A 19,718-nucleotide genomic window follows, 5' to 3' on the forward strand; every position below is an offset into this window, starting at 1 on the left:
GGCACACGCTGTCTCTCAACCGTAGCGGCCACAGGCGCAAACCGGAAGACACGCTTGCGGCAGCCTTCCGGCTTTCGCTCTCCCTAGAATGCAGTCAATGCCACACTGGCAGCCGCATCAAGCCGAGCATCTGAAAACATCGTCAGATTGGACTGGCTGCGCTTTCCGCGACCCAATGAAAATCAAGAATGTCCGTCCAGTCCTTCGTCATAAGCTTGGAGGAGGACCTGCGTTCACTCCCCATCTTCCTCAACCCTTGACGTTAGTCCGCCCCTGATGGCTGCCGGAAGCCCCAACGCACACCGTCCTACGTATGGGAATGCGGAAGGTTCGCTTCCACCATCACTTCGGCGAAGGCGTCTCCCTCCGCCACAGGGCCGACCACTCGGGCAAAACAGGCCCGCACATTGCGCGCCAGAGCTGTTGTGCGCGTGAGAAGTGTGACCACGCTTTCCATCTCCATAGCGTGAAGCAGAACAGCCAAGGTTGGCGGTGCAAGCTCCCGCTCCAGATCAAGCGGAGGAACCGGTCCGCACAGCAGACGCAGCAGACACTGGAGTCGCCGCCAGACGGCATCAGCCTCCAGCAGAAGGGCCGTGTCGTCAGGTGTTAGTAATCCAGCCTTACCCAGCCGGGTCAACGCCCGACGGGTGCAGGGATCACGCACACTTCTATCAGCCGCCACCAGTTGCAGGCTCTGGGCCACAAATTCCACTTCTATCAGGCCGCCTGCGCGCCGTTTGATATCCCATGGGCTGGAGGCTGGCAGATCACGGGCCAGACGGGCCCGCATGGCCCGCGCATCTTCAAGCACGCCTGCGGGCACCGGAGCCTTGCTTTGTATCTCACCATCCAGAATACGCCGCAGATCGTCCTGCACCTCGCGCTTCAGGCCAACCGGCGCGCTGATGATACGGGCACGCGTCAACGCCATGCGCTCCCACGTCCAGGCGGCCTCCGTATGATATTTCAGAAAGGCACGGCGTGACACAGCCACTGGTCCCGCTGCACCGGAGGGCCGTAACCGCATATCTACGGCATAAAGCGGCCCCTCCGGCCCCGGCGCGGTTAGCGCCGCAATAAACGCGTGCGCCAGACGCGTATAATATTGGGCCACGGCAACGGAGCGCGGGGCGGCCAATACAAGCCCTTCCGGCGTTTTCTGCGGCGGAGTTTTGGGCACAATACTGGCCTGAACCTCTTCCGGGTGGTCAAATATCAAAAGCAGATCAAGGTCTGAACCGGGCATCATTTCTCTGGAACCCGCCTTGCCCAGCGCAATAACCGCTATGCCACCACCGGGCACGCGCCCGTAACGGCGCACGTGATCTTTCTCTACCGCCTGTTTCAGCACGATCATGATGGTGTCAGCCAAGGCGGTGCGCGCACGCTCGGCCTCATTTTCGCTCATGCGCCCTTCCAGCACGGCTACGGAAAGGCGAAACTCTTCTCCGCGCAGCAAGGGGCGCAGAGCAGTCACCAGCAGGTCTGTGTGCTCCACTTCCGCCGCCAACTGGCGCAGGCGGGCCTGCACGTTTCGCCCCTCTTCCGGTTCAGGCTCCAACAAGCCTTCAAGTGCTGAAGGCGTATCTGCCAGATGGTTGGCCAGAAAGGCAGAGGCATCAAAAAGGGCGGCAATACGGTCTATCAGCGCCGGATTGCGTTCAAACAGGGAGAGAAGCTGCACCCCGGCATGTTGACGGGCCAGCAAGGTATCAAACCGCCGTAAGCAGGCCAGCGGGTTACTGCGCGCGGCAAAGCTGGCCAGCAAGGCAGGTAACAGAGCCCGCAGCAGCGCATGGGCCCGCTCAGACCGCAGCGCCCGCAAACTGTTGCCTTGCCAGCGGGCCAGAACCTGCGCGGCTTCTGCCGCCTGATCGGCCGGAAAACCGACATTCTGAAGCAGCGTGGGGGAGTTTTCATCGTCCGGCGCAATGGCCAGAAGGGCCGTTTCCGCTTCTTCCGCCGCCTGTGGCTGGCTGACAAAATGGCGCTCAAAAATACGCCTTGCTTCACGCATACGCGGCAGCAGGTCCAGCGCCAGTGCTTCACCGTCTGCATAGTTCATGAACACGGCAAACGCGTGAAAGGCCTCCGGCTGTTCGGGCAGGGAGTGCGTCTGGTGGTCGGCCCGCATTTGCAGCCGGTGCTCGGCATCTCGCAGCAGGCGATAGGTGCGGGCCAGAACCTCGGCTTCCTCCCGCGGGATGTAAGCCGAGCCCACCAGTTTTTTCAGCGCGCCGAAGGTTGTTTTCTCACGCAAAGCGGGCACGCGACCGCCCCACACAAGCTGCATGGCCTGCGCAATAAACTCAATTTCCCGAATGCCGCCCTGCCCCAGCTTCAGGTTATGGCCCAGTAGCCATTGCATGCTGGCGGCGGGATCAGCCAGCACACTGTCAGGCATCTCGGCAAGGCCGGTGCGCCCGACATTACGGTAACGGTCAATCCGCGCCTTCATGGTGTGGATATCGTCAATCAACGCGAAATCAAGATGCCGACGCCACACAAAAGGGCGGATGGCCGCCAGAAAATCCCGCCCCAGCTTGAGGTCTCCCGCCACCGGGCGCGCCTTGATCATGGCGGCGCGTTCCCACGTCTGGCCAAGGCTTTCATAATACAGGATGGCAGCCTGCACCGAGACTGCGGCTGGCGTGGAAGATGGGTCCGGCCTCAGACGAAGATCGGTACGGAAAACGTAGCCATTCGCATCCCGCGCTTCCATGAGGCTGACAAGATCGCTAGTCATACGGATGAACACGCGCCGCACGGCATCCGGCTGCTTGTGACCTGAGGGGTCATACAGCACCATCAGGTCTATATCGGAGGAGAAATTCAGTTCCCGTGCCCCGAGCTTTCCCATCGCCAGAACAAAAAAACCACAACCGTATGTCGGGCGTTTGGGGTCACGTAACTGAAGCTGACCGGATTGATGGGCGACCCATAACAAATGCCTGACCGAGACCTCCAACGCGGCCTCAGCCAGACGGCTGAGCGTTTGCGTTACGTCTTCCAGCGGCCAGAACCCGCCCAGATCAGCCACGGCACACAGCAGGGCCACCTGTTTTTTGGCACGCCGGAGTGTGGCGGCAACATACTCTCGCCCAGATGTAATGTCACACGCAGCCAATGCCGCAAACGCGTCTTTCGCGCAGGCCTCCGGGCCGTCCTGCAACAAGGCGGCAAAGGAGAGTGGATCTTGCCGGGCCAGATCAGACAGATACGGGCTGTTGCCCCCAAGGCAGGCCACCAGTTCCGTGGCCCCCGGCAGTTCAAGAACCTCCCCCGGCCCACATCCCGCAGAAGGGTGATCATGTCGTCCTCAAGATGCTGGGCGGCCTGCGCATCCGCCGCAGCGGGCCAACTGGCATCCGGCCAGACGCGATGCTCACCACGACGGGCGCGTACATCCTTGAACTGGGGCACATGTTTAAACTGGGACTGAATAACAGGCGTCATGGTCTGACCATTCTGGTGAAGGACGAAGGGTTGCTGCGTTGACTTCCACAGGTCAAGACCTGCGCCGCCCGCTGCATAAGCGGGTTTTGCGTGTTTTAACTGTTCTGGCGCTGGCCGTCCTGCTTCTTCCGTTTCTGGTGGTGGCGGGACTTATGCTCCGCATGGTATTCGGGCCGGTCAACATCACACCTCTGGCCCGCCCGTTCCTGCCGGTAACCGTCATGCCGGGTGCCCCCCACCAGCCGCCTGCCGCGCGCCTTACACTCGGCCGGGCGGAACTGCGTTGGAATGGTCTGCATGATGGCTGGAGCACGCCTGTTATGCTTGATCTGCATAACCTGCGTATTCTCAAAACAGACAGCACCCCGCCCGACACAATTGAAGATGCCCGCATCACGCTGGCACCGCTGGCCATGTTGCATGGCTCTCTTGCCTTGCGAACGGTGGATATTGAGGGCGTGCGTCTTGCGCTACGCCGGGGCAAGGATGGCAGCGTAGGGCTGGACGTGAATGCTCCCTCCGTTCCACCCGATCAGTCACAGAACAATGCACTTGATCCGCTAGGCATTGAGCGGCTGAGCGTTCACAACGCCCGGGTAACGGTCAATGATCAGCTTACCGGCACCCGCTGGCTTGCCACGCCGTTTGACACCACTCTGCATCTTCTTCCCGTAGCGGGCAAAAATGGCGTGACGGGCACTGTCACGTTCAGCATCACCGGGGAGGAAACCCATGCCCGGCTGGATCTGACTGCATCGGGCACCCGCACACCTGAAAATACGGTTACGTGGCATCTATCTGTTGCCCCCACGCAACCGGCTGGTTTTGCCAAGCTGAGCCCTGCCCTGAAAGATGTGGAGAATACGGTCAGCCTGAACGGCGATGCCATTTTTGCACCCGCGCCACACAGTTTCTGGTTGCTGCCACATGCGCTGGATCTTCTGGCAGATATTGGCAAAGGACCGCTGACTGTCGCCCATTCGCACTACCTGCTGAACCATGGCACAGCAGCCGTGCATCTGGACCTCAACCACGCCTCGCAGTCTCATATTCCGGCAACGCTCTCCCTCACCGCCCTGCGGCTTGTTCTGCTTGATCCCAATCAGCCTGACGCTGCAGCAGAAGGTATTACCGTCAACGGTCATGCCACGCTCAGCGCCTCTGACCTGTTCAGTCCTCAGGCGCTTTCCGGGCAGGCAAGCCTTGAAATACCGCAGATTGATTTTGCTAATATTGCCCAGTTCTGGCCGGAAAAAGCCGCCAAGGGTGGCAGACTGTGGGTGAAGAAGAACATCACGCAGGGGCTGGCACATGATCTGCATGTGGCTGCCAGCCTGCATAGTGATACAGGCTGGAATGGTCTGAATGTCACTGGCATTACCGGCGGCGTGGACGCTACGGGCCTGACAGTTCACTGGTTGCGGCCCATCTCCCCCTTACAGGGGATGAATGCCCATCTGGAAGTGGATGGGATGGATAAGCTCCACATCACGTTTGACCACGCCTACCAACTGGTGAACCGTGCGGATAAAAATGTGGGCGCGACCGGCATTGGCCGGGTGGAGGCCGGGCCGGGCTCCATGGATATCACCGGGCTCACCAAAAAAGATCAGGACGGCACGATCAAGACCGCCCTGCGCGGCAATCTGCGCGATATTCTGGCTCTGCTGGCCGAACCGCGGCTTCATCTTCTCTCCCGCCACCCCATCAGCTTTACAAAGCCATCGGGCAATGCGTCTGTCATGCTCTCTCTCACCCTACCGCTTGAGAGCGATGTCACGACCGATCAGATGACCATCAATGCCCATGCCGATCTGACCCGCACCTATCTGGGTAATGTTGTCATGGGTCGGGCCATTACCAATGGTCGCATTCAGATTGATGCGACCGCCCAGAACCTGAACCTGACCGGCCACGCCGCATTAAGCAGTCTTCCGTCCGATGTCAGCTATTTCATGGATTTCCGCGCCCTTGCCCCGACCGAGGTTGCTGAGAAAGCCCATGTCATCACCCACATTACGCCCGCCACGGCCATTGCCAGTGGTTTTGCCGTAGGGGACCATTTTTACGGGAACGCTGAACTTCAGACAGATTATACCCGCCTCGCAAACAACACGGGAAAAGTTGAGCTTGCCCTGAACCTGACACCCGCAAAAATTCTCATCCCGCTATGGCACAAGGCTGCAGGGCGCAGGGCGCAGGTTTCGGCTGAACTGGCGCTGGTGGATGGGCATATCACGGCCGTCAACAAACTGCTGGCGACAGGCCCCAATCTGGATGTACGCGGACAGGCCCGCCTGCGCCCCAACCGCCCGCCGGAACTGCTGATTTCCTCTTTCCGGATTGATCGATCCACCGGGCATGCCCGGCTGGTGCTCCCATACGCCGCGCAAGACAAGACCATCCGCGTTGGCGTCTATGCCTCCACGCTGGATCTCTCTCCCCTGATGGAAGGAGACCCTACAGCCCCCAAACCTACCAGCACCGGATACCATGTGCCAGAAGCGGCAACCGGCACCATCCACGGGCCACCGGGAAATGCGTGGGTTATTGATCTGCAGGCAGATTCCCTGTTCTACAACCAGACCCGGCAGCCCCTGAAAGGTGTGAAGGCCCATTTTGAAGATAACGGCATGCGGCTGGAAAGCATGCATTTCACCATGCGCGGCCCCTCGCCGGTTGCCATGCATCTCACACCCAACGGCAGCAAACGCAGCCTGCATGTTGCTATTCCCGACATGGGCGCTTTTCTGGCAGCGTTCAACATTCTGCCCAACGTGGAAGGCGGACAGGCCGCCCTTCAGGGCAACTTTGACGATACCTTGCCCTCGGCCCCCTTCAAGGGCGTGCTGAACATCACTCCTTTTGTTCTGACAAAAACACCCAGCACGGTGCTGATCGCCCGCAACCTCTCCCTTTACGGATGGATCAACGCCCGCAAAGCGCCGGAATTTGAAATCTCTCACCTGACCATGCCCGTCACCTTCAAGGATGGCGTTCTGGGCATTCAGGATGGACGCGCAGGAAATGATGCCTTGGGCGCTACGCTGGAAGGCAAGATTGATCTGGACCGCAACGTGCTTGATCTGAACGGCACGGTGGTACCTGCCTTTGCCATCAACAAGCTGCCGGGCAAGCTACCTGCCATTGGCCGGTTGTTCAGCCCCGAAAAGGATGGAGGGCTTGTCGCCATGAAATTTGGCATTTCCGGCAAGCTGGACAACCCGGATCTTCACGTGAACCCGTATTCCATCTTCCTGCCGGGGATGTTGCGCAAGCTGTTCTAGAATCCCACCTCCCCGAAAAAATCAGGGGGTTTCCGGCCCTGTCCCTGCGGAAGGGGCATCCGGGTCTTCAATGTCAGCGGGGCTTTCGCTCAGATAAACGGTATCATGCAGCGGGCCTTCCACATGCGCGGTGATAATGCCTGCCTTCACCGCAGCCTGAAAGCCTGATGCTTCATCCTCAAAAGTCGTATCAACCCCGTTTCCACTCACTTCCCCTACGGGCTGGAATGTGACGTCCACCTGTGGGCGGACAGGATTGATCAACCAGTGCCGGGTTCTGGACACCAGCGTTGAGGCATCCGCCATGCCGCATGGCTGCATTTCTGTAAGGGTTACAGTTTCCGTGGTCACCAGCCCTTCCATTTGAGCAGGGTCTTTGCGGCCATTCGCTGGCCTGCGCGCCACAAATACCGTGCCGGAGGGGATAACCATCAACGTATCGGGATGATCGCTTTTCTGATGCGCAAAACAGATATCCACACCGCCCTGTCCGTTGAGGGACGGCGCAACGCCACCCAGCCCACCAGCACCAGCACCAGCACCAGCACCAGCACCAGCACCAGCACCAGCACCAGAAGATGCCACCCCAGAGGACTGCGTACCAGTCTGTGCCCACCCGGTGCCTGACAGCGTGCTACCCAGCACACCTATTGCCAGACCGGCCAATGCATAGGCCAGAACTCTGGTGTTTTGTGGCGTCATGCCCATTCCCTTTCCTTCTCAACAGGGCGGGCAAGGTTATGGCGTAGCGGGCGCTTCCTTCTTCAGCCCCGCAGGGATGGCAAACACCGTATCGGGTTGCGATACCCTGTTTACACTCAGGGCCCTGACCGTAATCTGGCCGCCTTGCGCAACCTGCAACAGCAGCCCATCCGCCGTGTAGCACACATCACTGGCATGCCCGTCTGTATCTTTCGTGCGCCATAATGTGCATTGTTCTCCTGCCACTACGGAACCACCCAAACGCGCATAGGTGCCCGTCATGGCTGTATGACCAGGCGGTGTCAGCACCTGGCTGGGGGCTGGCATCACACTTTGCCGGCGGCGCGCCTCATCCACTACAGTCAAGGTGTGGTCCGGCCAGGATGTGATCATGTAAACAGCAGAGTTCTGAGGGTCCAGCCGCTGGCGCAGAGAGGCCACCTGCCACCGCATGCGCTGCTTCATCACGGCATCCCCCATGGGAGACGTGACTTCATACAACACATCAACATCCGTTGAGGGGGTGATGAAGGGTGCATCCTGTGAGACGCCTTGTTGGGCAGCGTCCCCAGCGCTCCCTCCTCCAGCCTGAGCCTGAGCCTGAGCCTGAGCCTGAGCCTGAGCCTGAGCCTGAGCCTGAGCCTGAGCGGGAAGCACTGACACAAGGCCTACGCAACCCAGTAGAAGGGTCACGCCCGCGCCGTGGAGAACCCGTGCTTTGCGTTCGCTCATACTCTTCCTGTCAGGCAATGCTCTTCCTTCTCCCTGCCGAGAGCGCCGAACACAATTCATTGGGCGTTGCTCCCTTCAGGTGCCGTTGAGGCCCCGTCGCCTGCCGGAACCTGCGTTGTGGGGCCAACACCCGGGATGGGGCTACCCGAAGGCCCGCTGGGGGCCAATGAGCCTGCATTTTCCTCAGTTCCTGAACCGGGACGTGGAGAATGTGGCGTAATTTCCTGATATCCGGCGGGGGGCATGAAAGCGCTGGCCGGTACATCATCATAGGAAATATGCGTGGCTTTCAGGTGGCCATTCAGACCATCCACATCCACACCATCCTGCTCCAGAATAAAACCGTCATCCGTTACGCAGGCAGAGCCTGTTCCCTCCGTGGACTGCACACTCCAGATGGTGCAGGGCTGGCCTGTAACCTGAGACGTCCCCTTGCGCGCAAACTGCATGGACATATCCAGAAGGAACGGGCTGCGTGCCACCTCCTGCTGCACCAGCCGGGTGTAGATTTTTCTGTCATCCAGAATAATCAGAACTTCCTGCGCGGCACGGTTGATGACCACGGAACCCCGGCTGTCATCCCCCTCCATGCTTTTCATGTAACGGATGCGCATCAGGCCGCCATCGCCTGAAAACAGAACCTGCACATGGCGTTCTGGCAACGGACCGGGAGGCACCTTGCCCGCCTGAACCAGATCAGCTGGGGGTTTGGGCTGAAACACATAATCAATTACGGCATCCCGCCCCGGCGTAAGCCGCGGATGATCCGGCTGAACAGCAGCACCCTGATCAGCCCCATGGGCAGAAGAAGCCAGAGACAAACTCCATGCCAGAGGCGTTGCAGCCAGCAGGCCACACAAGGTTAGCTGGCGGAGTATGCGGCCCGGCTGGCGAGTCATCATGCGTTCGCTTCTTTCTTTCCGTCTCTGTCTCATAACTGTCTTACTACCGTGTTCACTAGTCTCTGCCAGCCCCACCAGCCGGAGAAACATGCCCCTTGGGAGAGAGCCTGTGCACCGTGGGAGTGTGTTGCCCATTAAGAGAGAGAATTGCGGCCAAGAGGTGATCGCCACGATAAAAATTTGGAAGATCAGCTTTTTACCGGAGGGTGGTTGCACAGCGACAAGGCGTGTTCGCTGATAACGTTTCTGAAGAAGAGAACGGACCTTTGCTACCAACAGCCAAGAACATGGGCTTTCGCGCTCAGGGCACCCGACATCAGCCCAAAAGCCTATCCGGTGTCAGGCAACACACTCTGGGCTGACATCGGATATTTACTGAAAGCCCTAGCTACCTTGCCGCATGGTTCTGATCTCGGCTTCCAGTTGCTGGGGTGTGAAGTTAGCCTGCCAACATGGCGGCATGTGGACAGCGCGCTCCAATGTGGTTTTGTACTCTGCAGCCGGTATTTCCACACCGCCAAAACGGGTGAGATGATCCGTGCCAAACTGAGTATCCAGCACCATGAAACCGGATAATCTGAGCCGCGCCACCAGATGCACCAGCGCCACCTTGGATGCATCCGTCACCCGGCTGAACATGCTTTCTCCAAAAAATGCACCGCCAAGGGCCACGCCATACAGACCACCAACCAGTTCCCCATTCTGGCGACACTCCACACTGTGGGCGTATCCCATCTCATGCAGGGCACAGAACAGACGGTAGATCTCGCTATTGATCCATGTCTGCTCCCGCCCCGGCGCAGGGGCAGCGCAGCCTTTCATGACAGCGGGAAAATCCTGATCGACCGTAACGTCAAACCGGCCAGAGAGCACCGTGCGCCGTAATCTGCGGGGAAGGTGGAACGCCTGTAGCGGCAAAACACCTCGTGGGTCGGGATCATACCATTGCAGGTCTTCATCCTCGGCATCCGCTGCCATGGGAAACAAGCCCACGGCGTAAGCTCCTAACATAAGTTCCGGCGTTAAACCCTGATCAGACATTCCTGAACGCTCTCCTTACGGCTTGCGGCGGGATGAGTTAGGCCTGAGCCCGAACACCCGGACAGAAGCAGACTCCCCCGGCAGATAGTCACTCAAATGTTTACAGGCATGCACAACTCAGCGCTTTGCATTCCGTTTTGAGCACCTCATGGTTTTCCGCCGGGTTCATGCTAGTCTGCCTGCACGGAAACTCAAATCTGTCTCATCAGCAAGGTCTGTCCATATGTCTGATACCAAACCTCGTATTCTTCGCTCCGTCCGTCTGCTGAACGCTGCTGAAAAACGTATCGAGACAGATTTCATTGCCCCACCGCCGCCCACTACACCGCTTGATACCGCCGCCATTCTCAAACTGGCGCATGAATTTCAACCCGTTGCCATTCTGGTCACTCATCATTCTCCGCTGAAAGGCGCTGATGTTGCAGCCCTGCCGGAAAGCGTAAAGCTGATCGCCACCGTAAGCGTAGGGCTGGACCATCTGGATGTTCCCGCCCTGCTGGCCCGTGGCATTGCCGTCTCCAACACGCCGGATGTGCTGACAGACTGCAACGCAGACCTTGCCATGATGTTGATTATCGCCGCCTGCCGCCGGGCTGCGGAATATTATACGCTCATGAAGAAAGGCTGGGGGCATACCCTCGGCATGGATGAAATGCTGGGCCACCGCGTAACGGGTAAAACGCTTGGCATTATTGGCATGGGCCGCATTGGGCAGGCCGTGGCCCGCCGCGCACGCGGGTTTGAGATGAACGTGCTCTACCACAACCGCCGCAGGCTGGACCCGGCACACGAGCAAGGGGCCAACTACTATGAAAGCCTTGAGGACATGCTGCCCAAATGCAACATCCTCAGCCTGCATCTGCCTGCTGCCCCGTCTGGCGGCCCCATTATAACCGCCCGCACGCTTGCCCTTCTGCCGCGTGGCAGTGTGCTGGTGAACGCGGCCCGTGGTGCGCTGGTTGATGAAACCGCTCTGATTGATGCCCTCCGTTCTGGTCACCTGTTCAGTGCAGGGCTGGATGTTTATCAGAACGAACCCAACCCGGACCCACGTATTCTGGCTCTGCCGAACGTGTTCATGACACCCCATGCGGGCAGCGCCACGGTTGAAACCCGCACAGCCATGTGCATGCTCGCGCTGGATAACGTGACGGCCCTTGTTGCGGGCAAGCCTCTCCCCACCCCTGTTACCGTCTGAGAACCGCCACCATGCCCCTTACCCTGCGTCTGGCCTGCCTGATTGGTATTGGCGTTTGTACCCTGCTGGCTTTTTTTGCCCCGCATTACCATTTGACTGCGGAAATTGTAGGCGGCGGCATGTTGCTGACCGCCCTGATTGCCACCGTTATTCTGGATGAAACTCCACCTACGCCCAAGAAAGCCAAGCAGAAGTAAAGCTCCCGCCGGGAAGTCACGCAGCAGGGGCGAAAATCGCCTATCCCATCCACTCAGGCGGGGCCGCTGCAATCACGGTATTCCGCGCCTAAATGTTTAGCTCCGCGAAAACAATGCCCCGTCAAATCTCAGGACTAAATATCAAATAAAAAGGCCGCCCGACTGAACGGGTGGCCTTTATCTTATCGAATGGAATTGGATTAGGGTTCTCTGGTTAAGAACACGTAGTGCGCTGGGAGCGCTGAGGCTTTCTGTTACCTCAGCCAAGCCCCCTCGCCCACGATCTGCCCACCAAACGCCCCTGCCGCTGCATCAAACACTTCGAGCCGCTTGGTGATAGACACAAAGGTCAGCCGTCCCCGTCCTGCTGATAAAAGCTTCGGGGACGAGATTTAGCAGACCCCGCTGTTATTCCGCTTTTGCGCGGGCGTAGACTGTTTCCCGCATGGCCAAAGCAGTATCCCGCACCACTGGCCCGTGCTCCCGCTCAAGCCGCCGAATGGTGAAGTGCGCTCGCGCCAAAGCCCGATAATGATTCAGGAATGCGGTGTTCAGAGAGGCCCCGCAGAGCGCACCGGCAACGGGCATAAGCTGAAGGGAAACTTTCTGCCCCAGCGCAAGCCCGTAATGAGAAGCCACTTCCGCAATCAGCATCACAACAGGCCGACCCCGCAACAGGGCACGGGCGGAGAAATAGCCAAGCTCGCTCTCATCACCCTGCCGCACATTGGGGAACGCCCGCAGCGCGAACACTTCCAGACACGCACGGCGCGCATCCGGGTCAGACAGATCTTCCCCTTCTTCACGGGCAATACGGCCAATTTCACGCATGATGGTCAAGGTGGTGAAACCGATATCCGGAGCCAGCCCGGCCAGCCCGGCAAAGCCGCCGACAGCACCGGACACAGCAACCGCTGCCTGAAGCGCCGGTGTGCGCCATGCCTTGGTTTCCACGGCGGCATCTTCTGTCGGGCGCAGGCCGAGAATGGCGACATCAAACGCCCGCGCAATGGAGGCCTCAGCCAGCCCGCGCAGCTTGTCTTCCATAGTGGGGGCCATGCCGAGGCCACGCAGCCCAAGCCGCGCGGCATGCCCAACCGCGCCACCCATCAGGTCCGCCAGCCTGACGAGCACGCCCTTGCCGGATTCAACCTGTGCCAGCGCCTGCTCAAGTTCGCCCAGATCCTGTCCGGTCAGCTTGAGGGAGACAATATCGCTGCCCGGCCTATCTACTGTGCTCATCTGTGACCTTTCCGCTTTGTGTCCACCCTGCCAGACATACCGCACAGGGCCTTGGCGCCATCAGGCACCCTTCCGTAACTCATCTTGAGAAGCATAATTATCATACCGGCCATGAAAAGCGACATGACAGCCCCCCAGCCGTGCTTGCATCACGCATCTGCTCTTCAAAATGCCTGACACGTGCATAAGTTGCCCGCGGCACGGTAAACACAGCGTTGTAACGCTTGCCTGAAAGACTTAGACAGCAGGCACCAGTTCCCGCCTGCGCAGAGGCTGCGCCATCAAGGAGTCGAGCAATGTCAGTCACGGTGCGTTCTTCCGCTTCCTCCCCCACCCGGAAGCCATTCAAGTGGGGAGCAGCCTTGCGTGTGGTTACTGTTCTGTCCGCTTTTGGCATTGCTGGCTGTGCGGAATCACCTGAACAGAAGGCCTATCAGCAGACTCTGCAAACCGCGCAGACTGACCCCAATTTCTGCTATTCCAACCGTTATGACGGCGTTCTGGCAGAAGCATGGCAGCGCGCGCACTCCACACAGGGCAATGGCCAGAAGGATAAAACCCCGGCAGAGGCAGCGCCGTTGCCCGCAGTTACCGTAACAGGCGCTACCGCCATGCCGGAACTCAGCGTGCCGCCCTACAGCCAGCGCTCCTGCCGCCTGAGCGTGAAGGTAGGAGACGCCGCACCGGAAACGGGCTTCCTGACCTTCACCTATCTGGTACGCGATAACGTGACCAAGTCCGCACTGGCAGAATGGCACCCGGATACGGAAATCACGGAAAAATATGATGCCCTGATGGAAAAGATCAAAGCCGGGGTGAACATGAATGATCCGGACCTGAAAGCCTGCATCACCCGCTACCCTGCCTTCAATGCGCCCTCTTCTGATCCGATGGTGCAGAAGGCGGCAGTTGATCTTCGCGCCCATCTGGTGCGCCGTTGCCTCGCAAACCGGGCCGCGCTGAAAAATCTGTATTCAGACCTGTATTTCATTCATCGCTGAGGGCGCGAGTCTGATTGTCATCCCCTCCCCACAGCGGGAGAGCCATTCATTGCAAAGGAGTCGTATTCATGACCCATTACCGTAGCCTCACCGCCGATTTTGCCGTTGCCCCCCAGATTTCCACCTCTGACATTCCTGCCATCAAGGATGCTGGTTTCAAAACCGTTATCTGCACCCGTCCTGATGGTGAAGAACCCGGCCAGCCATCTGCTGAAACCATTGGCGAAGCCGCACGCGCTGCCGGGCTGGCCTTCATTTCCATTCCGGTTGCGGCTGGCCATGCGCCGTCTTCCGATGCCGTGATTGAAATGCAGGAAGCCCTGAACACCCTGCCCGGGCCTGTCTTCAGCTATTGTCGATCTGGCAACCGTGCTGGCCAGTTGTGGACTCTCGCCACACAGGGCTGAGCCATACTTCCGGACGAATAACCCGGCGTTAAAAAAGGCGGCCTCACATGGGCCGCCTTTTTTATGGCTTAACGGATAATGGGCATCGCCTGTCAGGCCGGCTCCTGCCAGCCGCCCATCTGGCACAACACCTGCCAGTGCGCCTCGGACACCGGACAGACAGAGAGCCGGGATTGCCTGACTAAGGCCAGTTCTTCCAGTTCCGGGCTCTGCTTGATCTCCGCCAGTGTAACGGGCCGAGGCATGGGGCCGATGGCCTTGACATCCACACAGACCCAAGCCCCGCTTTCCGCCGTGGGGTCTGGATAGGCTTCACGCACAATTTCAACCACACCCACAATGGCCCGCTGCACGTTGGAGTGGTAGAAAAACGCGCGGTCTCCCACCTTCATGGCAGCAAGGTTTTTCTTGGCCTGATGGTTCCGAACCCCGGTCCAGGGTTCGACATCGTTTGCAACCTGCTCATCCCAGCTAAAGGCGTCAGGCTCGCTTTTCACCAACCAGAATGCCATGGCTATTCCGCCAGAGCGCCGTCACGGAACACTGTCCGCAGCGGGCGCACAATCACGCTCTCAAACAGATTGATTTTTGCATAAGGGTCTGCCGCCGCAAAACCTTCAGCTTCGGCACGGTCTTTTACATCAATCAGAATCAGGCTGCCGCAGGGTTTGCCATTGATATCCAGTTGAGGCCCGGCAAACTGGATGGACGCTTTATACTGCTCCAGAAATGCCAGATGGTGCTCCCGCGTGGCCATGCGCGTTTCAAGCGCGCCGGGGCGGTCTGTACAGATGATGGCAAACAGCATGTCTTCCTCCGTTGTGTTGTGTGGGCAGGACGCCCATGAACAACGGCCTCGTGTCAAGAGGCTTATAATGATATAGGAGAGAGCCCGAGCACACTTATCCGCGCCCCCCATACAGCCGGATGATGTTGCGGCTCATCTGGTTGTGACACACGAAACGGACTGACATTTGAGCGCCTCACCGACCCTTGTCGCGCGTACTGGTAGTTTCTTTCACCGGTATGCCAATCCCGGCCGGTTTCTGAAGCTGGGCGCACGCATCCAGCCCTGGCTGACATGGACCGCGCTACTCTTCACCCTCGCAGGGCTTGGGTGGGGACTGTTCTATTCCCCGGCTGACTGGCAGCAGGGCGATTCCGTGCGCATCATGTATGTACATGTGCCCGCCGCCATTCTGGCATCCAGCGGCTACGCCGCGCTGGCAGTGTGCGGCCTGCTCTCCCTTGTCTGGCGGCATCCGCTGGCAGACCTTGCTGCTGTGGAGATCGGGCCGGTAGGCGCGTGCATTACCGCACTCTGTCTGGCCACGGGCTCCCTGTGGGGTAAACCCATGTGGGGCACCTGGTGGGTGTGGGATGCCCGGCTGACCTCCGTGCTGGTGCTGTTTTTCCTGTATCTGGGCCATATTGCCCTGATCCGCGCATTTGATGATCCGCAGCGTGGCTACCGGGCCGCCGCCATTCTGGCTTTGGCTGGTGCGGTTGATCTGCCCATCATCAAGTTCAGTGTGCAGTGGTGGAACACTCTGCACCAGCCAGACAGCATCACGCTGACAGGTGCCCCCACCATGTCCAGCAGCATGCTGTGGCCGCTGGCTCTTTCCATGATCGGCATTTCTCTTGGGTTTGCTGCCATCGTGGTGGCGCGTCTGCGGGCAGCAGTCATGGAAAACCGTATCCGCAGCCTGCTCTCCAGCCCCCGCCGCCGTGGAGGCGCTGCATGACACACCTTCCTTATATCCTTGCCAGCTACGGGCTGTTTGCTGGCATGGCGCTTGTGCTGTCCGTTGGTGCGGCCCTGCGCCTCAAAAAAGCCCGTGCCCGGCTTGCCACGCTTGAACGCACTTCCTCCCGGCCTTCAGGAGCCCCCCCTTACTCCATGACCCGCAAGACCCGCCGCCTCTGGCTTATCATTGCCTGCGTTGCCTGCCTTGGAGCCGCCGCGGCCCTGATGCTCCGGGCGTTTTCCTCCGATATCGTGTTTTTTGTCACGCCCTCTCAGGTTGCAACCAAACCGCCACCGGCTGACCGCACCGTGCGGCTGGGCGGCATGGTGGTGGCTGGCTCTGTCAAACGTGAAAAGCACGGTGAAACACCCGTTGCCCGTTTTGACGTAACCGATGGGCAGGCCGCCGTAACCGTGCGGTATGAAGGCATTCTGCCTGATCTGTTCCGGGAGGGGCAGAGTGTTGTGGCCGTGGGCACCATGCAGAAGGACGGCTTCGTGGCCAGCGAGGTTCTTGCCAAGCATGATGAGACCTACATGCCCAAGGAAGTAGCCGAAGCCCTCAAGAAGTCAGGCAAATGGGACCCCCGCTTCGGGCCGCCGCCCAGTGCTGCAAGCTGGAACAGCATGACCGTGCAGGACGCGAAAAAAGATCTTTCTCCCAAAGAACCCGCAGCGCCTTCCACCAACTAAGCCCTTCTTTTCATACCGTTACCCAGAACACCGGGAGTCACCCCCCTGATATGCTGAGCCCCGAACTCGGACATTATGCCCTGGCACTTGCCTGTATTTTTGCTGCTGCACAGGGCATCCTGCCTCTGATTGGCGCACATCGGCGGGATAGGCGTGTGATGATGCTGGCACCGGGGCTTGCCCTTGGTCAGCTTTTTGCCCTTGTGGTGTCCTTCCTGTGTCTTGTGAACGCTGCTGTTACGGATGATTTTTCCGTGCAGAACGTGGCGGCAAACAGCGCCGTCACCAAACCGCTTCTGTATAAAATCACCGGCGTATGGGGCAACCATGAAGGCTCAGTGCTCCTCTGGGCGCTTATTCTGGGCATCTGCGGTGCTGCGGTTGCGGCCTTCGGGCGGAACCTTCCCTCGGCTCTGCGGGCACGCGTCATTGCCGTTCTGGGTGCCGTGGCCGCCGGGTTTGAACTGTTCTGCCTGACCACGTCAGACCCATTTGCCCGCGTGTGGCCTGCCCCCATGGATGGGCAGGGCATGAACCCCCTGTTGCAGGACCCCGGCCTCGCCTTCCACCCGCCCATTCTCTACACGGGCTACGTGGGGTTTGCGGTGCCTTTCGCGTTCGCCATCGCTGCGCTGATGGAAGGCCGGGTGGATGCCGCATGGGGCCGTTGGGTACGCCCATGGGCCGTGGCAGCATGGTGCTTCCTGACATGCGGGATCGCCCTTGGCTCCTGGTGGTCCTATTACGTGCTCGGCTGGGGCGGCTACTGGTTCTGGGACCCAGTGGAAAACGCGTCCCTCATTCCATGGCTGACCGGCACCGCGCTGATTCACTCCGCCATTGTGGTGGAAAAGCGTGAAGGGCTGAAAATCTGGACCGTTCTGCTGGCCATCGCCACGTTCTCATTCTCCCTGTCCGGCACCTTCCTTGTGCGCTCGGGCATTCTGAATTCCGTGCATGCCTTCGCTAATGATCCGGCCCGCGGCATCTTCATTCTGGGGCTTCTGGCGCTGGTCATCGGCGGCTCTCTGGCGCTGTTCGCCTATCGGGCCCCATCGCTGACGGCGGGTGGCCTGTTCGCCCCGGTCTCGCGTGAAGGTGCACTGGTGCTGAACAACATCCTGCTGTGCTCCATCTGCGCAGTGGTTGTCACCGGCACCATGTATCCGCCCTTCATGTCCCTGCTGTTTGACCGCACCATTTCTGTTGGCAAACCGTTCTTTGATGCCACCACCATTCCGTTGGCGCTGCCCCTGTTCATCTTCATGGGCTTTGGCCCGATGCTGCCATGGAAGCGCGCGCAGTTATGGCCGGTGCTTCAGCGGCTCTGGCTGGCCGCCATTGTCACCGCCATTGCGTTTCTGGTGGCTGCATTTGGTGTGTCCGGTCTGCTGCCTGTGCTCTCCTGTGGCGTCGCGGTATGGATCATTGCCGCCAGCGTTACGGATATTACAGAGCGCGTGCGCCTGTTCCGTATGCCGCTGGCTGGCAGCCTGCAACGCGCCCGCATGCTGCCCCGCTCCATTTTTGGTACGGCCCTTGCTCATGCCGGTGTAGGCATTACCGTGCTGGGGCTGGCAGCTATGTCTCAGGCCCAGCATAAAATTGTGGAAGTGCCAGTGGGCACCACCGAGCATCTTGCGGGCTTACATTATACGAAGTTATACGAGACGCAGGAGCCCGGCCCCAACTATTCCGCCCTTGTTGCCACCATTGAAATCCGCCACCACGGCAAACTTGTGACCGTGATGCATCCGTCAAAACGCAGCTTCAACAGCCAGAACCAGACCACCACGGAAGTGTCCATCCACACCAATCTGCTGGCCGATCTGTATGGTGTGTTAGGTGATAAGCACGGCACGGATGCCGCCCCCACATACGTGTTGCGGCTGCATTACAATCCGCTGGCCCCATGGATGTGGCTGGGGGCATTGGTCATGGCCATTGGCGGTGCGCTTTCCCTGTCTGACCGCCGCATGCGCGTGGGCGCTCCCCGCCGTGCCAAACTTTCCGCAGAAACGGTAACAGCAGCATGAGCACCTCCCCTCAGAACGAGAACCTCACCCGCCGACGGCTGATGATGGGCCTGCCTCTGGCCGGGGCTGCCGTGCTGGGTGTGGGGTTCTGGAAAATGCTGGCAGGCATGCAGCATGGCTCCTTCAATCCGCATGACATCAATGCGCCGGTGCTCAACCGCCCGGTGCCAGACTTCACTCTGCCCGACCAGCCGCCCGGCGAGGGCTTTAGCGCACAGGATCTGCGCAACCTGACCAAGCCGGTTCTGGTGAACTTCTTTGCCTCCTGGTGCATCCCGTGTCTGGCTGAAATGCCCACACTGATGAGCCTGAAAGACGATGTGACCCTCTGGGGCATTGCCTACAAGGATCGCCCTGAAAACGCCGCCAACTTCCTGAAACATTCCGGTAACCCCTTCACCCGTCTGGGTAGCGATCATGAAGGCCGCGTGGGGATCGAATGGGGTATTTCGGGTGTGCCTGAAACCTTCCTGATTGGCCCCGGCGGCATTATCCGCTGGCACACGGCCTCTCCACTGGATGTTGATACCATCCGCAACACACTCGCCCCTCTGCTTGAAAAGCTGAAAACAGCATGAGCCGCCCGCGCCTGACCTCCCTGCGCCGCCTTGTCCCGGCGTTTCTGATCGGCCTGAGTGTGCTGCTGGCCCCGGCTCTGGTGATGGCTGTGGATGATCCATCCGAAATGCTGCCAGACCCCAAACAGGAATCCCGCGCGGAAGCCATTGGCTCCCAGTTGCGGTGCCTTGTCTGTCAGAATGAATCGATTGAAGACAGCAGTGCAGGACTGGCGCGGGACCTCCGCCGCGTGGTGCGTGAACATGTGGCCAAGGGCGAAACCAACAAGCAGATCATGGACTGGATGGTGGACCGTTACGGCAACTTCATCCGCCTCAGCCCGCCGCTTTCTGTTGGCACTCTGCTGTTATGGAGCATGCCGGTTCTGGCCCTGCTGCTTGGCCTGACACTGGCATTCTTTGCCTATCGCCGCCGTGCCGCTGCCCCTGCGGCTCCGCCCCCGCTTTCAGACGAAGAAAAGGCCCGTCTGGCCAAGCTGACAAAGGACTGAGC

The 19,718-nt window shown here is 59.5% G+C and carries 19 protein-coding genes; 11 read left to right on the forward strand and 8 right to left on the reverse strand.

The genetic code is table 11. The features are described from left to right. Positions 1-307: 307 nt before the first annotated feature. Positions 308-3,250, reverse strand: coding sequence for a bifunctional [glutamine synthetase] adenylyltransferase/[glutamine synthetase]-adenylyl-L-tyrosine phosphorylase (locus ASN_RS00835; protein WP_231948313.1), 2,943 nt, complete (start codon positions 3,248-3,250; stop codon positions 308-310). Between the two features lie 77 nt (positions 3,251-3,327). Between ASN_RS00835 and ASN_RS20610 the strand changes: the two genes are divergently transcribed. Together ASN_RS20610 and ASN_RS00840 are read left to right on the forward strand one after the other, a co-directional pair. Further along, positions 3,328-3,501 carry a hypothetical protein gene (locus tag ASN_RS20610; RefSeq protein WP_231948314.1) on the forward strand — a complete coding sequence of 58 codons (174 nt, stop codon included), beginning with the start codon at positions 3,328-3,330 and terminating at the stop codon, positions 3,499-3,501. Then, entirely contained in the window at positions 3,498-6,746 is a 3,249-nt protein-coding gene (locus ASN_RS00840; protein ID WP_058986936.1) for an AsmA-like C-terminal region-containing protein, read from the forward strand. Before ASN_RS20610 ends, ASN_RS00840 begins: the two co-directional genes overlap by 4 nt. Before the next feature lie 21 nt (positions 6,747-6,767). Here the strand turns inward: ASN_RS00840 and ASN_RS00845 are convergent, their stop codons facing one another. The 4 genes from ASN_RS00845 to aat form a co-directional block, all read right to left on the reverse strand. Beyond that, complete coding sequence (locus ASN_RS00845; protein ID WP_157765068.1) at positions 6,768-7,448, reverse strand: hypothetical protein; 681 nt, start codon at positions 7,446-7,448, stop codon at positions 6,768-6,770. A 36-nt stretch (positions 7,449-7,484) separates the two neighbouring features. Continuing rightward, a complete protein-coding gene (locus tag ASN_RS00850; RefSeq protein ID WP_082666530.1) occupies positions 7,485-8,180 on the reverse strand; it encodes a hypothetical protein in 696 nt (231 codons plus the stop codon). 56 nt (positions 8,181-8,236) lie between these two features. Further along, positions 8,237-9,082, reverse strand: coding sequence for a DUF4412 domain-containing protein (locus tag ASN_RS00855; RefSeq protein ID WP_231948315.1), 846 nt, complete (start codon positions 9,080-9,082; stop codon positions 8,237-8,239). 384 nt (positions 9,083-9,466) lie between these two features. Continuing rightward, the gene (gene aat, locus ASN_RS00860; protein ID WP_006557283.1) at positions 9,467-10,123 is read right to left on the reverse strand and encodes a leucyl/phenylalanyl-tRNA--protein transferase; all 657 of its coding nucleotides are present in this window, start codon (positions 10,121-10,123) and stop codon (positions 9,467-9,469) included. A 223-nt stretch (positions 10,124-10,346) separates the two neighbouring features. Between aat and ASN_RS00865 the strand changes: the two genes are divergently transcribed. Together ASN_RS00865 and ASN_RS00870 are read left to right on the forward strand one after the other, a co-directional pair. Then, on the forward strand, positions 10,347-11,321 hold the full coding sequence (locus tag ASN_RS00865) for a 2-hydroxyacid dehydrogenase (protein ID WP_058986939.1): 975 nt from the start codon (positions 10,347-10,349) through the stop codon (positions 11,319-11,321). Positions 11,322-11,332: 11 nt separating this feature from the next. Next, entirely contained in the window at positions 11,333-11,518 is a 186-nt protein-coding gene (locus ASN_RS00870) for a hypothetical protein (RefSeq protein WP_006557281.1), read from the forward strand. A 408-nt stretch (positions 11,519-11,926) separates the two neighbouring features. Here ASN_RS00870 and ASN_RS00875 read toward each other — a convergent pair whose 3' ends face one another. After that, a complete protein-coding gene (locus ASN_RS00875; RefSeq protein WP_039903230.1) occupies positions 11,927-12,760 on the reverse strand; it encodes an EcsC family protein in 834 nt (277 codons plus the stop codon). 296 nt (positions 12,761-13,056) lie between these two features. Between ASN_RS00875 and ASN_RS00880 the strand changes: the two genes are divergently transcribed. Further along, on the forward strand, positions 13,057-13,761 hold the full coding sequence (locus ASN_RS00880; RefSeq protein ID WP_058986940.1) for a hypothetical protein: 705 nt from the start codon (positions 13,057-13,059) through the stop codon (positions 13,759-13,761). A 68-nt stretch (positions 13,762-13,829) separates the two neighbouring features. Continuing rightward, positions 13,830-14,168, forward strand: a complete 339-nt coding sequence (locus tag ASN_RS00885; protein WP_006557277.1) for a protein tyrosine phosphatase family protein — start codon at positions 13,830-13,832, stop codon at positions 14,166-14,168. Between the two features lie 92 nt (positions 14,169-14,260). On the opposite strand, the gene ASN_RS00890 is transcribed toward ASN_RS00885, so the two are convergent. Then, positions 14,261-14,680, reverse strand: coding sequence for an EVE domain-containing protein (locus tag ASN_RS00890; RefSeq protein WP_006557276.1), 420 nt, complete (start codon positions 14,678-14,680; stop codon positions 14,261-14,263). A gap of 2 nt (positions 14,681-14,682) precedes the next feature. Next, positions 14,683-14,976, reverse strand: coding sequence for a YciI family protein (locus ASN_RS00895; RefSeq protein ID WP_006557275.1), 294 nt, complete (start codon positions 14,974-14,976; stop codon positions 14,683-14,685). Between the two features lie 166 nt (positions 14,977-15,142). Here ASN_RS00895 and ASN_RS00900 point away from each other — a divergent pair, with 166 nt between their 5' ends. The 5 genes from ASN_RS00900 to ASN_RS00920 all read left to right on the forward strand — a co-directional run bounded on the left by ASN_RS00900 (position 15,143) and on the right by ASN_RS00920 (position 19,716). After that, a complete protein-coding gene (locus ASN_RS00900) occupies positions 15,143-15,916 on the forward strand; it encodes a heme ABC transporter permease (RefSeq protein ID WP_006557274.1) in 774 nt (257 codons plus the stop codon). A gap of 155 nt (positions 15,917-16,071) precedes the next feature. Further along, on the forward strand, positions 16,072-16,611 hold the full coding sequence (gene ccmE / locus ASN_RS00905) for a cytochrome c maturation protein CcmE (protein ID WP_006557272.1): 540 nt from the start codon (positions 16,072-16,074) through the stop codon (positions 16,609-16,611). Between the two features lie 50 nt (positions 16,612-16,661). Beyond that, entirely contained in the window at positions 16,662-18,647 is a 1,986-nt protein-coding gene (locus ASN_RS00910) for a heme lyase CcmF/NrfE family subunit (RefSeq protein ID WP_058986941.1), read from the forward strand. After that, positions 18,644-19,225 (forward strand): DsbE family thiol:disulfide interchange protein, encoded by a 582-nt coding sequence (locus ASN_RS00915; protein WP_058986942.1) that lies wholly within the window; start codon positions 18,644-18,646, stop codon positions 19,223-19,225. Before ASN_RS00910 ends, ASN_RS00915 begins: the two co-directional genes overlap by 4 nt. After that, entirely contained in the window at positions 19,222-19,716 is a 495-nt protein-coding gene (locus ASN_RS00920; protein WP_006557269.1) for a cytochrome c-type biogenesis protein, read from the forward strand. The genes ASN_RS00915 and ASN_RS00920 overlap by 4 nt, the downstream gene beginning before the upstream one ends. The last annotated feature ends 2 nt before the right edge of the window (positions 19,717-19,718 follow it).

It is taken from the genome of Acetobacter senegalensis, assembly GCF_001499615.1.
GTDB classification, from domain to species: Bacteria; Pseudomonadota; Alphaproteobacteria; order Acetobacterales; family Acetobacteraceae; genus Acetobacter; species Acetobacter senegalensis.

What these genes read in the sequence shown, in the direction of transcription:
- ASN_RS00895 (WP_006557275.1), bottom strand. Translation starts at nt 14,976, where the DNA reads ATGCTGTTTGCCATCATCTGTACAGACCGCCCCGGCGCGCTTGAAACG.
- ASN_RS00880 (WP_058986940.1), top strand. Translation starts at nt 13,057, where the DNA reads ATGTCAGTCACGGTGCGTTCTTCCGCTTCCTCCCCCACCCGGAAGCCA.
- ASN_RS00865 (WP_058986939.1), top strand. Translation starts at nt 10,347, where the DNA reads ATGTCTGATACCAAACCTCGTATTCTTCGCTCCGTCCGTCTGCTGAAC.
- ASN_RS00875 (WP_039903230.1), bottom strand. Translation starts at nt 12,760, where the DNA reads ATGAGCACAGTAGATAGGCCGGGCAGCGATATTGTCTCCCTCAAGCTG.
- ASN_RS20610 (WP_231948314.1), top strand. Translation starts at nt 3,328, where the DNA reads ATGCTGGGCGGCCTGCGCATCCGCCGCAGCGGGCCAACTGGCATCCGG.
- ASN_RS00845 (WP_157765068.1), bottom strand. Translation starts at nt 7,448, where the DNA reads ATGACGCCACAAAACACCAGAGTTCTGGCCTATGCATTGGCCGGTCTG.
- ASN_RS00915 (WP_058986942.1), top strand. Translation starts at nt 18,644, where the DNA reads ATGAGCACCTCCCCTCAGAACGAGAACCTCACCCGCCGACGGCTGATG.
- ASN_RS00885 (WP_006557277.1), top strand. Translation starts at nt 13,830, where the DNA reads ATGACCCATTACCGTAGCCTCACCGCCGATTTTGCCGTTGCCCCCCAG.
- ccmE (WP_006557272.1), top strand. Translation starts at nt 16,072, where the DNA reads ATGACCCGCAAGACCCGCCGCCTCTGGCTTATCATTGCCTGCGTTGCC.
- aat (WP_006557283.1), bottom strand. Translation starts at nt 10,123, where the DNA reads ATGTCTGATCAGGGTTTAACGCCGGAACTTATGTTAGGAGCTTACGCC.
- ASN_RS00910 (WP_058986941.1), top strand. Translation starts at nt 16,662, where the DNA reads ATGCTGAGCCCCGAACTCGGACATTATGCCCTGGCACTTGCCTGTATT.
- ASN_RS00850 (WP_082666530.1), bottom strand. Translation starts at nt 8,180, where the DNA reads ATGAGCGAACGCAAAGCACGGGTTCTCCACGGCGCGGGCGTGACCCTT.
- ASN_RS00870 (WP_006557281.1), top strand. Translation starts at nt 11,333, where the DNA reads ATGCCCCTTACCCTGCGTCTGGCCTGCCTGATTGGTATTGGCGTTTGT.
- ASN_RS00920 (WP_006557269.1), top strand. Translation starts at nt 19,222, where the DNA reads ATGAGCCGCCCGCGCCTGACCTCCCTGCGCCGCCTTGTCCCGGCGTTT.
- ASN_RS00855 (WP_231948315.1), bottom strand. Translation starts at nt 9,082, where the DNA reads ATGATGACTCGCCAGCCGGGCCGCATACTCCGCCAGCTAACCTTGTGT.
- ASN_RS00890 (WP_006557276.1), bottom strand. Translation starts at nt 14,680, where the DNA reads ATGGCATTCTGGTTGGTGAAAAGCGAGCCTGACGCCTTTAGCTGGGAT.